The following is a 12,670-nucleotide window of genomic DNA, read 5'->3' on the forward strand; positions in this document are numbered from 1 at the left end:
AACCATGATATGGGACCGCATAACTTCGTATTCATATTGCCAGTAATTCGCCAAAAGAGGCTTCGCGTAAAATAGCTTTGTAATGTTACAATCAGCGCTCTAAAGACTTGGGTTTACTGGCATGGTAACGCCGAGCAAATTCATAATACCTAGTAAGTGGCGATAAATCATGAATTGTAGCATTAAACGCTAGAAAGGTTTTAAAACGGTAATTATCACATTTCCCCTATTACACAGAGGCCTACCTTTTGTGTGCTGCGGTTAAATCCGCTGTAAGGCCCCGTATTGACTTAGTATCGACCTCACTATAGAAAGTGTCAGAAAGTCGCTTTACGCGGTCTATTTGGGCTTTGTTTGTTAGGTTAAGCAAACAGTAAGTGACATATCGGATAAAGTAAGCCCGTGGTGCATTGGCGTCATTAGGTTTCTTTAGGATGATCTCGGGCCAGAAAGGCTCATAGGTATATTGTAAGTCATGCCATGACTTAAAACGTTCAGAAGCAGCATTAACCTTAGTAAGCCTATCTAAGTCCCACATAAAGCCAAATGAAGACTCAAATACTCTATCTTCTAATGCGCCTTTCAAGACCTTCGCCTCTTCTCTATTCGTTACATGAAAATCAATAAGCCACGCTAGGTCTTTGTATAGGTTAAATACTCTTTCGTCAGATACTGATTGTAAGTCGCTTCCAGATAGAAGGGCGGCGAGTTTCTGCGACGTTTGAGCCACATCAGCTTTCCACTTTTGCCTATCCTTTGCTGTTAGCTTGCCCTGGGGGTTATCAGGCCCTAAATACCCCATTACAATTACAGCAAGTAAGTCTGAAGCTGTGTAGTCGCTACAGGATATAGCATCTTTCCAGATATAAGCGTTATCAGGGTTATCATAAAAGAGCCTAGGTATGTCGCTAATAGCTTGTGAAGCGCGCACGGCCCTATCAATAAGTAAACTAAGATATTCACGGCTACCTTCGCTTTGTGCCGTGGCTAATTCCTTATTAAGGCTTTGTATGCTTCTGGCCTTGTGTTGTAGATCAGGAAGAATTTCATTTTCCCACGATGATAATGCTTCATCTAATGAACCAAGCATTTTTGTCATACCGTACCCCTACGGAATCCCATAAAGAGGAACTGGCACAGGTGATTGGGGTCACTTTTCGGGAGCTACCCTAGCGCCAGTTTATAAGGCTAAGCTGCGGTGATAGTCAGCACGTTATAGTCAGGGTCGATATACTTATGAAGAATCGCATGATATTCGTGTGAAGCGTCACATATCTGAGAACTAACGCTATAACAGGCACTTCTAAAAGATTGATACTCTGTAGATGAATCTTTTTGTTGGAATACGCCGTTTTCTAGAATGCCTAGCATTTCATCTGCTAGGGCACTTGAAGCTTCTCTTGTCCTAATGATTAACGCTAGGTCTTTAGAACTATCACCCTTACCAATGCTTTCAAGCTGAGTTAACGTACTTTTAAATGCGGGTAACATTAAGCTGAGCGCCTCTGATAACGTCTGAGACTGTGAGTCTGTATAGCTGCGACCACCATCTATAACAAGCTGCATGGTGTTATACAAACTGGTGAACGCTAGTAGCTGACTCTCATGCTCACCTGCGTCTAAGTAATTCTTCAATCTGTTATTGATTTCCATATTAATTCCCTACCGTAGTTAATTGACCCTGCACGACACTCATCAGGCTTGTTTTTTAAAAATGGGCGTAACGTTACCGTTATTCTTAAGACTATCTAAGTAATCACTCCACCATTGCATCATTTCTTTACGTTCTTCTAAGTAACGAGCATGGTGCGTGTAAGCAGCTCTAACACCATTCCTTTCCATATGTGAAAGCTGACGTTCTATTGCGTCTGGGTTAAAGCCAGTTTCATTTAGTATTGAAGATGCAGTAGCACGGAACCCATGTGGGTTAGCCTTGCTTTTGCCTTTAGTTTCACCATCATAGCCCATGCGAAAAATAGCCATCCGCATAGTATTGTCAGACATTTGCTTAAACCTATCTCTTTCAGAAGGAAAAACGAACTCAAAACGAGCGCTGAACGGCTTGGTATTTTCTAATACTGCAAGTGCTTGCCTAGAAAGTGGCACGATGTGATCAGACTTCATTTTCATTCTATGCGCTGGTATGCGCCATAGCTTTTCTTCTAAGTCGAATTCATCCCAACGGGCACCGGCTAACTCACCAGGTCTAACAAAAGTGTGTACCAATAGTTCAATAGCTAGCTTGGTGAGCAAGCGGCCTTGCTGGTGGTAGTCATCTAAATCACGTAGAAACTGTGGCAATTCTTCCCTTGGTAAAGAGGCCCTGTGCGATGTTTTACGCTTTTCCAGTATTCCGGATAGCTCAGAAGCAGGGTTATGGAGTAAAACGCCAGTCTGTACAGCGAAGCGACAAACGCGCCTAATGTCTTGAAGTACTCTTTGAGCAACATCGAGCGCACCACGCGTTTCTATTTTTTGAACGGTTCTAATTATATCTTGAGGTGTGATTTCACCAATGGGCCGCTTGCCTAGCGTCTTCAACGCATTATCATTTAAACGAGTCCAAATTCGGGCGGCATGGCCCTCGCTCCACTGGCCCTTTTGTTTGTTCCACCAAAGCCGTGCTTGAGTGTTAAACAGTTCTATTTCGCTTACAGAAGAAAGGTGCTTCTTTTCCTGCTTTATAGCGCTAGGGTCAATATCATCTCTTAATTGTCTTCTAGCTTCTGAAACTGCTTCTCGTGCATCCTTTAACGATACTTCTGGATAGACGCCAATTGCCAATGTCTTTTGTTTTCCCTGAAAACGATACTTAAGACGCCAGTACTTAGAGCCATTCTTTTTCACGAGCAAACGCAGGCCCTTCTCATCAGTGAGCCAAATATCCTTTGTGCTTGCTTGAGCTTGCTTTATTTGAATGTCTGTTAAGGGCATGTGGTGCTACCTATCGTCTGATTAATCGACTGGTGCTACCAACATGCTTACTTGCTGGTGCTATTTAGTCGTAATTGAACCTGTGTAGCACCGAATGTAGCACCATGTACCACGAGATGACAATAGACGACAATATACAGGTAGACACTGTAAATGCTGAAAAATAGGGAGTTTGAGGTGTTAGATTGACTGTAAGAAACTATTAAAAACTATGAAATGGTGCCCGGGGCCGGACTTGAACCGGCACGCTGTTACCAGCGAGGGATTTTAAATCCCTTGTGTCTACCAATTTCACCACCCGGGCATCGGGTTGCTTTTCAGCAAAGGTGTCAGGCGTAGAACCTGATGCTGCGTTGCAGCGTTTGGAGGCGGAACCCGGAGTCGAACCGAGATAGACGGATTTGCAATCCGCTGCATAGCCATTCTGCCATTCCGCCAGATGCGTCTGGCGCGTGATTAAAACTTATCTCTAAGAGATTGGAGCGGGAAACGAGATTCGAACTCGCGACCCCGACCTTGGCAAGGTCGTGCTCTACCAACTGAGCTATTCCCGCATGTCTTAATCGACCATTTCGTTTGGTTGATGTCCTCTCGAAATGTGGGGTGCATTCTACCTACCCATTCAAAACTGTCAACACAAAAAAGCGTTTAAATTGAGATAAATGCGGTTTTTTATGATCGTTTGCTATTTTTTTATTCACTTTGATTAAACCGCGATCAATTCTACTTTGCTGCGCCACTTCGAAGGTGTGGCCACGCCGCTTTTGTATAAACAAACATTGACCAAATTGACAGCACTGCAGAGAAATATAAAAGGATATAACCTAAAGAAACCCAATAAATTGTTACGCCCATAAAAGTTTCTAACCCTGAAAGTAATCCAATTAAGGCTAACATTTGAGCAGTTGTTTTAGCTTTACCTATAAAAGACACTTTAACAGCGTCTCTTACGCCATTTGACCCCATCCATTCTCGTAGTGCCGATACATAAATTTCACGCACTAAAAGCGCAATGGATGGCAAAGTTATCCAAAGGTTTGCATAACTATGTGTGATCATAAGAAGCGCGGCACCAACGATAAGTTTATCTGCTACTGGGTCTAAGAAGGCGCCAAAGGGTGTAGATTGCTGAAGTTTTCTAGCTAAATAACCATCAAACCAGTCGGTAATGGCTGCCAGCCAAAAGATAAAGGCCCCTGCCTCGTGCGCCCAGCGCCAATCAAGAAAATAAACAACCACAAAAACAGGTATAAGGATTACTCGAAATAAAGTAATACAGTTTGGAACAGTCCACATAAAAATTACATCTCGGTGTTATGCCTCTATGGGCGTTTTAGCGCAGTAGCTTTTAACTCAGCTTCTTGCATTTTCACAACACATTACCTTAATTTGCAATGTATTGCTTGTTACTCAGTCATTTATTGATGAAGGTGGTCGTAAATAGTGTCCGCCAGTTCTGGGCTTATGCCTGGTACACTTGCTATTTCATCTTTACTGGCCTTTTTAAGACCTTGTAAGCCGCCCATAAACTTCAACAACGTTTGTCTGCGCTTAGCGCCTATACCAGGAATACTTTCAAGGCTTGAGGTCGTTTTCACTTTCTGACGGCGGTTGCGGTGCCCAGTGATAGCAAATCGGTGTGATTCATCGCGAATATGCTGAATAAGGTGAAGCCCAGGCGAATGGCTATCCATTGGAAGCACTTGATGACTGCCTGCCAAAATCAGGGTTTCTAAGCCGGGCTTACGGGTAGTGCCCTTTGCTACACCTAAAAGCATGGGCTTTTTATCATGAGGCCAGTCTTCAAAGAACGCCTCAGCTTGGGCAAGCTGACCTTTACCACCATCTATTAATAAAAGGTCCGGAATTTTCTGCACTTCTTTAACGGACTTATAGCGACGCTTTAATGCTTGCGCCATAGCCGCATAATCATCTCCAGGTGTGATGCCTTCAATGTTGTAGCGACGGTAGTCACTTTTATGTGGCCCTTCTCGATTGAATACCACGCAGGACGCCACTGTTTGTTGACCAGAGGTGTGAGAAATATCAAAACATTCCATGCGCTGAATGGGGGTATCCACTTCAAGTGCCGCTTCTAAGTCTAGATAACGGGCAAACACAGACTTTTGTTGGCTATATTGAGCATCTAACGCGGTTTGTGCATTTGATTGGGCAAGCTGAAGATACTTACGCTTCTCTTCCCTCGCCCCTTTGAAGAAATGCACCTTGTGCCCTGCTTCACTGGCAAGTACATCTGCAATAGCATCTTCGTCACTAAGAGTGTTGCTCAACACAATTTGTTTAGGAATGACTTTGTTGCCAGCTAAATAAAATTGTAGGAAAAAAGATTCGAAAACTTCTTGCTCGTCTGCCGTATTGGGTACTTTAGGGAAATACGCTTTACTGCCTAATAACTGCCCTTCGCGAATAAACATTACCTGGATACAGGCCATGTTGCCTTTGAACGCGAAGCCAAACACATCCATTTCGTCTTGGGTACCGGCAACCCATTGTCGCTCTTGTACTTTCCTTAATGCGTTTATCTGATCGCGATAACGCGCCGCGGCCTCGAAGTTTAATGCTTCGCTCGCTTTTTCCATTTTGTCCACCAGCCCACCAATGACTTGCTGGTTTTTACCTTTTAAGAATAAGCGAGCAAAATTGACCTGCTCTTTATATTCCTCATCGCTCACATAGCCTTCAACACAAGGCGCGCTGCACCGCTGCATCTGATACTGAAGGCAAGGTCTGCTGCGCGCACGGTAATAGCTGTCTTCGCATTGACGAACGGGAAAAATACGCTGCATAGAGCGTAAGCTTTCTCGCACTGACCATGCACTCGGGTATGGCCCGAAATATTCGCCCTTTTTCTTTTGAGGGCCGCGATGGAAAGAAAGCCGAGGATGTTCGTGATCTGATAAAAAGATAAAAGGGTAAGATTTGTCGTCACGCATTACCACGTTGTAACGTGGCTTATACTTCTTAATGAAGTTGTTCTCTAGTAGAAACGCTTCGGTCTCACTATTTACAACGGTGACATCCATGTTCGCAATCTGGCTAACTAGCGAACGAGTTTTAGCGTTATCAAGGTTAGTACGAAAGTAACTTGATACTCGCTTTTTAAGGTTTTTGGCTTTTCCTACGTAAATAACCTCTTCCTGGCTGTTATACATACGGTACACACCAGGTTGAGAGGTTAAATTCTTAAGAAATGCTGCTGAATCAAATGCAGACATAATCACTTTGACGTTATGCGTCTAGTGACGCTTAAAAGGTATTAGGACTGATTAGCTTATGACGGTAGGCTAAGTGTGTTAACTCTACGTCAGACGTCACGCCTAATTTTTGGAACATACGATAACGGTAGGTATTAACCGTTTTTGAATTGATGCTAAGTTCTCGAGCAATATCTGGCACTTTATGACCTTCGGTTAATCTCATGGCTATTGTAAGTTCTCTACTCGATAGCTCATCAAATGGATTATCCGAACTTGGCAATAACTTACTTATCGCAATGCTATTGGCCATTTCGTTGTCGAGATACATTTGCCCCGCCGCTACTTTATGAATGGCAAGAATGACCTCATCTGGCTTTGCGTCTTTGGTAAGAAATCCAAACGCACCCGCTTCCATTACCTGCATAGGTATTGGGCTTTCTTTGTGCATTGAAACACATATCACCCGCGTATTTTCTGACATGCGAACAATTCTCTTTGTCGCCTCGAGTCCGCCAATACCGGGCATGTTCACGTCCATGAGTACCACATCTGGCGCATTTTTTCGGCACATTTGTACCGCATCTTCACCGTTACTCGCTTCATCGATAACAGTAAAATCTTCTACGTCTTCCAGAATTAGGCGTATCCCTCTTCTGACCAAATCGTGGTCATCTGCTAGGATTATTTTTATCACTCTAGTATCTCACTGACTTCAGTTTTCTAAACAACTAGGTTAAAGACTGTCAATATTCGTTAATGATAACTATTAACAGCCTAAAACCTTATCGTAGCCATCATACCACGAGATAAAGATTCGTGAAGTAGAGATACACAAATTGAAACTAAATTATTGATCTAGATTACCTTTAGCCAATTAAATTGGTAAATCAAACCAAAGGGCAATTAAATCTTGAGAGGCAGTGAGCGTAATACTATCGTCCTCATAGATCCCAACAGCATCGCCAGATTCCAGTTCAACTATTTCACGTGCACTTTTCGCCGAAGCTTTTGCCCCACCTGAAATGATATGAAGATACCCTTTTTGCCCTTCAGCATTTCGTTGCCAAGTTTCTTGAGCCTTCAAGGTCAAGCGACTTATTGACGCATTCTGTTTAATTTTCAACGAACCATCTTTGCCGTCACCACTTACGAGCAACTCCAGCTTTTCATTACCACCCGCATTACTACCGAAGGTTTTCTGGGTATAACCTGGGACCCCACCTTTTTCATTTGGCACAATCCAAATTTGAAGAAAGTTCACAGGTTCTTCACTAGAGGGATTAAACTCTGAGTGCATAATACCGCGACCCGCACTCATCACTTGTATATCACCCGCAGGTACCACGTATTCATTACCCGTGTTGTCTTCGTGTTTCAAAGCACCGCTCACTACATATGAAATTATTTCCATATCTCTATGGCCATGCGTCTCAAAACCTCTACCTGCTTGAACAATATCATCATTAATCACCCTTAACGCTGAAAAGCCCATGTGCTTCGCATCATAATAGTGCCCGAATGAAAAACTGTGTCGGCTTTCTAGCCAGCCAAAATTAACTTTTCCTCTTTCGTTCGCTTTTCGCAAGTACATCATTTTGATTCCTTAAACCTTTCTGCTCTTACAACACCTTTTAACTTTCCACATGCCACGTAGGAGCTTCTATATTGGTTTATTTGATTCACAATACAGTTAGTTTAATTCTTTTTAGTAGGAATAAAATGCGGGATTATAGAGTTATTTGTTCTATTATTTAGAATTTAAAAAGAACTATTAGCAACTTATTGGCGTGTAATTCAAGTTAAGCAGTAACTAAGAGTTACAACGTAAAGCACAAACGCTGCAGTGCGGTTTCGATAACCGCAGGATGACAGGCCAAATTAAGCCTTATATGATTTGGCGCGCCGAAGGGGGCTCCGTCGTTACCTACTACGCCCCGCTCTATACACTGTTCCACACTTGTAACAGGTGAATAACGAAGAAACTGATCAGTCTCCTTTCCCATTGAATCTTTTGCCGTTTTCACAGAAACCATTGGTTGTAAGATCTTCAATGGAAATGAGGCGAGATCTAGCCAGAGGAAGTAGCCAGCGCTTCCCATGGTATAGCTTACATCGATGCCGTAGTGCTTGAAAAAGCGCACAACTAGCTTTCTATTAAAGGCTAACGCACTTTTAACCGTATCCAACCAGTTGCTGCCATTCTCGTAGGCGGCAATAAGAGCAACTTTGCCCAAATTGCTTGCGTTAAGGTGCCGAGCACTGATTACTTGTGAAAATTTATCACGGGTTCTTTGATCTTTAATAACTGCGTACGAAGCACCGGGAACACTGGCTAGGTTGAAGGCCTTAGAGGCACTATTAAGGTGGATAATTCGCGGTGTGTGAACGATATTTTTATTTATTGGTTTATCTTGCTCACTTTTTTCAGCTTCGTTCAAACCTGCGCTATCAAGTTCACAGCCAAAGATAGGGATAAGGGTCGGCTCGTTATGTGAGTTAAAGGCAAATTCACTGTGTACTTCATCAGTGACCAACAAAATATTGTGATAAGCGCAAAAATCCACGATTTTACGTTGTGCTGAAGCGCTTAATACTGTGCCAGTAGGGTTGTTGGGGTGACAGATAACAAATGCAACTGCAGATTTGTCTAAAGCGTCAAGGTCTATGTCGTTAAACGAATCATCGATACTTTGCTCATTACTAGTGTGTGACCAAGCTACATGAGTATATTTCTCTTCAACGGTAAAGTCCGGCTGCCCTACTGGTATGTATATTGGTTCTAAATCATTGTTTTTCACCGTTTCGACTATGGGCGAATAGGTTGGTGTCAACACCATCACCTTCTGTCTGGCTTTACAAAATGTTCGAAGCGCTACGTCTATTGCGCCAATAACACTGGCCACATCAACTACATCACTGCTCTTTACCTCAAAACGGCTGTATTTCGGTGAACTGCGTTCAAAACGTTTAGCCACAGCCTCACCAATATCAAGAGACTGATACCCATATGTTGAGCGAAGGTTTTTTGTAACTGCACTTAGAATATAATCGCATGGTGGTACATCCATATCGGCTATCCACATAGCAATAGGCTCTTGCTGAGAATCTATGACCGATGTTTGCTGAGCCACCGAGCTATAAAAGCGAGGCAATATTGCTGAATACTTTAGCCGAGTTTGGTCGAGTTTCAGGTGAGCGGGAGCCTGCCACACATCTTTGTGAGGCATAAACTCGTGCTCAAATGCGCTGAACACTGGGAGTTGATTTTGCCCTTCGTTCACCCTCGACTTACTCACTACTTACTATTCTGGCAGTATTTTGCCCTTTTGCTTGCTCTGCTAATTTTGTGCTGTTGAGTTGCCCTGCTGACTCGAGCTAAGGGCTTCTTGGCACTGTAATAAGCATAACGCGTTCTCAGTTATTATTTGTATAGGTGCTAATTTAAACAACATGCCGCCTCTGATATCAAGCCACGCTTTGTTTAATGTTATAACCCAAAGCGCAGCTCCAAAACTAGGCACCAAGGCATGGCCCTAAAGCATGACACAAGCGTCTTTTATCTAGCCTTTAATCGCTTACCTTTTCAAATACGTTGAACTCGGAAAGCGTGTGCTGATATTTACGTTTGGTTTCTCGAATGACAAACGGCAGCTCTGTGGGCTCGCCAACGCGCTTAAAGCCGCTACCTAGCGCATCTTCTAGCGCTTGCGTAGAACTCAGTGTTTCACCATTTTCATCTTTATAGCCCCCTAACCACTCGCTTCTCTCTGTGTATTCTTCAAGCCATGTGAAGGGGCTGGCAACAACAAGCAAACCGCCGATGTTTAAACGTTTTGCCATATCAGCCAGTACTCTCCTAGGGCTATAGACCCTATCAATTAAATTCCCCATAAAGATAAGGTCGTAGCCCGTATACTGAGGTTTTAAATTACACGCATCGCCCTGAGCGAAAGTAACCTTTTCCGCACTTTCTTCTAAACCTAAAGCGGATAGTTTCCTTGCCTTAAATGACGTTAATTCACCTTCTTCTATTAGGTTATAGCGGATCTCACCACGCTCTTGCATATCAAATGCGGTTTTAATGAAGCGAGCAGAAAAATCAATGCCATCAACGTGGTCGAAGTGTTTGGCAAGTTCAAACGTTGAACGACCCACAGCACAGCCTAGATCTAATGCTTTGCTATGTTCACGTCCTTGCATATTTTCAACACAAAACTGAGCACTGGCTTTAGCGAAATTGGGCACACCATAATATTCGTCACCATAGTGAAACTCGCTATATTGCGACACTTGTGTATCGCTTTCATAATCAAAATCGTTCACTGCTATAACTCGCTTTCCTTGAACATATCTAAATCCGGCATGCTGAAAGAAATGTCGCCTAAATGCGTAACGGCTGTCTTTCATTGCCTCGTTACCAGTAGACACCCAGCTACCACCTTTAATGAGGTTATGCTTGTTATCATACGTTGGCGTAGTAAAGTCGTCGTACAGAGGGTGCACTTTAAAACCTTCAAACGGATAGATAGGTGTTTCAGTCCACTGCCATACGTTCCCTACTACATCAAAAAACTCGCCTGACTGATTTACATTAACAGGCTCACTCGATGCATATTTTTGCAGAGCGATGTTGAATCCATCGGCGTAAATCGGTTGTGATACACCAGCGTACTGACGCAGCGCTTGCCACTCATTTTCAGTGGGCAAGCGAATAAGCGACCCAGTCTTCTCGCTTAAGTAATTACAAAAGGCTTTTGCTTCGTGATAATTAACGTCTACTGGCCAATCTAAAGGGAGTGGGTGTTCTTCAAGCATACTGCGATACACATAGTCATCGCCTTTTTTAACCCAAAACACAGGAAGTTGGGCTTGGGTGTATTCACGCCACTTATTGCCTTCGGCTTCCCAATACTTCGCATTATGATAGCCGCCGTCTTTAACGAAAGCTAGATACTCGCCATTGCTTACCAGATACTTAGATGCACTAAACTCGCTTACAGATTCTTGCTGAGTTCCATATTCATTGTCCCAGCCGTAGTAGGCACTATCCCAAGTCTTATCATTAATTACCGTTTGCGCTGGAACCGTAATTAATGCGTTGTGATCAAGCTCTTCAGGCTTAGTGAGCATTGTAGGGCAAACAGGCCAATCTGAACCAGGTCGCACAGATGAAATAGGTAATTGCCTAATAAGTACAGACGAGGTTTCTAAATGAATGCGTTCGTGCTCTATTCCCATCACTAAAGGCCACATTGGGCTGTCCCAGTCGATAGGCATGCTAAACGGCATGGTATCTATAAGGTCGCATACCAAGGTGCGCACTTGATTTCGATATTGACGCACCTCTTCAACCTGCGGCCAATCGTAGTTTTCATCATTGAGGTCATCCCAACTCATTTCATCAACGCCAATAGCGAAGAGTGATTCAAACTTAGGGTTAATACGCTCGTTGATGGCCTTTGAAAGCACGAGCTTATTGATAAAAAACGTGGCGGTGTGGCCAAAATAAAAAATTAACGGATGACGCAGCTTTTCAGGTCGCTCGTAATAGACCTCGTCATTCGCTAGGCAAGAGAAAAGTGATTCATATGTGTTAAATGAGTCGAGGAAATACGCCTTTATTTCCTGTCTTTTTTGTTCAACCGTACCTTCCCGAAGATTAAGTGTGGGCATTGCCTGCATAATGTCCTCTTGAATTCTTGTTATTACTACCAACTGCGTAGGACCAACGATACACGTGTGAGTATACCGCTTTAATATGCCGTAATGATTTCAGTTGATTGTAAACCTTTTTATATATATCAAGCTTTTGTGAATAAAGCGCGACATAACTTGGTTTTTATGAAATGTTTTGTAATTACAAGATACAGACAAGATGAGATCAGAAAATATTTCACCCATAAAAAAACCCGCAACAATGTGCGGGTTTTCGTAATGTGGCGGAGAGTGAGGGATTCGAACCCCCGGTGGGTTTGACCCCACGTCTGATTTCAAGTCAGGTGCATTAAACCGGGCTCTGCCAACTCTCCTGAAGTGGTACTTATCTTAATGATTTACGGCACGCTGTAAAGCACTAATTTCAATTAAATCAATCAACTGGTGAAATATTCATCTTTTTGCAAGAAGCTTAATCACCTTTGGTTAAAACGGAACCAATTTTCATTGCTAACGCGCTTATTGTTTCTAGCTAATGATTCCGTAATGTACAACTAAATGGAAATAAATGCCCTTTCCACAGCACCAGTCTTTCGCGTTTATTAGTCGAGGGACGGCGCTCCTACTCTCACTCAACAAAACATTTATTTTGACCATAAAAAAACCCGCAACTGTGTGCGGGTTTTTCGAATATGGCGGAGAGTGAGGGATTCGAACCCCCGGTGGGTTTGACCCCACGTCTGATTTCAAGTCAGGTGCATTAAACCGGGCTCTGCCAACTCTCCTTGAGTGCTGCGTATCTTAATGATTTCTGAGGGCCTGTAAAGCACTAATTTCAAGATTTCGACCTAAGCGAACAATTG

General features: G+C 43.1%; 9 protein-coding genes and 5 tRNA genes. All 14 read right to left on the bottom strand.

The annotated features are described in order from the left end of the window. Nucleotides 1–241: 241 nt before the first annotated feature. The 14 genes from PCAR9_RS10320 to PCAR9_RS10385 all read right to left on the bottom strand — a co-directional run bounded on the left by PCAR9_RS10320 (nucleotide 242) and on the right by PCAR9_RS10385 (nucleotide 12,592). Nucleotides 242–1,099: a hypothetical protein gene (locus PCAR9_RS10320; RefSeq protein WP_075177972.1), complete on the bottom strand. Its 858-nt coding sequence runs from the start codon at nucleotides 1,097–1,099 to the stop codon at nucleotides 242–244. A gap of 89 nt (nucleotides 1,100–1,188) precedes the next feature. Beyond that, complete coding sequence (locus tag PCAR9_RS10325) at nucleotides 1,189–1,653, bottom strand: hypothetical protein (protein WP_075177973.1); 465 nt, start codon at nucleotides 1,651–1,653, stop codon at nucleotides 1,189–1,191. A 42-nt stretch (nucleotides 1,654–1,695) separates the two neighbouring features. Continuing rightward, on the bottom strand, nucleotides 1,696–2,934 hold the full coding sequence (locus PCAR9_RS10330; RefSeq protein ID WP_159509664.1) for a tyrosine-type recombinase/integrase: 1,239 nt from the start codon (nucleotides 2,932–2,934) through the stop codon (nucleotides 1,696–1,698). 217 nt (nucleotides 2,935–3,151) lie between these two features. Beyond that, nucleotides 3,152–3,238 (bottom strand) — tRNA-Leu (locus PCAR9_RS10335). 59 nt (nucleotides 3,239–3,297) lie between these two features. Beyond that, nucleotides 3,298–3,371: transfer RNA gene (locus PCAR9_RS10340), tRNA-Cys, on the bottom strand. Between the two features lie 41 nt (nucleotides 3,372–3,412). After that, nucleotides 3,413–3,488 (bottom strand) — tRNA-Gly (locus PCAR9_RS10345). A 169-nt stretch (nucleotides 3,489–3,657) separates the two neighbouring features. Beyond that, complete coding sequence (pgsA, locus tag PCAR9_RS10350) at nucleotides 3,658–4,230, bottom strand: CDP-diacylglycerol--glycerol-3-phosphate 3-phosphatidyltransferase (RefSeq protein ID WP_179983518.1); 573 nt, start codon at nucleotides 4,228–4,230, stop codon at nucleotides 3,658–3,660. Nucleotides 4,231–4,352: 122 nt separating this feature from the next. Next, complete coding sequence (uvrC, locus tag PCAR9_RS10355) at nucleotides 4,353–6,170, bottom strand: excinuclease ABC subunit UvrC (protein ID WP_179983519.1); 1,818 nt, start codon at nucleotides 6,168–6,170, stop codon at nucleotides 4,353–4,355. A gap of 31 nt (nucleotides 6,171–6,201) precedes the next feature. Continuing rightward, nucleotides 6,202–6,846: a UvrY/SirA/GacA family response regulator transcription factor gene (gene uvrY / locus PCAR9_RS10360; protein ID WP_179983520.1), complete on the bottom strand. Its 645-nt coding sequence runs from the start codon at nucleotides 6,844–6,846 to the stop codon at nucleotides 6,202–6,204. A gap of 180 nt (nucleotides 6,847–7,026) precedes the next feature. Continuing rightward, entirely contained in the window at nucleotides 7,027–7,746 is a 720-nt protein-coding gene (locus tag PCAR9_RS10365) for a pirin family protein (RefSeq protein WP_179983521.1), read from the bottom strand. A gap of 223 nt (nucleotides 7,747–7,969) precedes the next feature. Beyond that, entirely contained in the window at nucleotides 7,970–9,379 is a 1,410-nt protein-coding gene (locus PCAR9_RS10370) for an aminotransferase class I/II-fold pyridoxal phosphate-dependent enzyme (protein ID WP_420000792.1), read from the bottom strand. A gap of 340 nt (nucleotides 9,380–9,719) precedes the next feature. Next, nucleotides 9,720–11,834, bottom strand: coding sequence for a 5-histidylcysteine sulfoxide synthase (gene ovoA, locus PCAR9_RS10375; RefSeq protein WP_179983522.1), 2,115 nt, complete (start codon nucleotides 11,832–11,834; stop codon nucleotides 9,720–9,722). Nucleotides 11,835–12,089: 255 nt separating this feature from the next. Then, nucleotides 12,090–12,181, bottom strand: a tRNA-Ser gene (locus PCAR9_RS10380). A gap of 319 nt (nucleotides 12,182–12,500) precedes the next feature. Further along, nucleotides 12,501–12,592: transfer RNA gene (locus PCAR9_RS10385), tRNA-Ser, on the bottom strand. Nucleotides 12,593–12,670: the final 78 nt, after the last annotated feature.

The sequence above is a fragment of the Alteromonas macleodii genome, from assembly GCF_903772925.1.
Lineage (GTDB): Bacteria > Pseudomonadota > Gammaproteobacteria > Enterobacterales > Alteromonadaceae > Alteromonas > Alteromonas macleodii_A.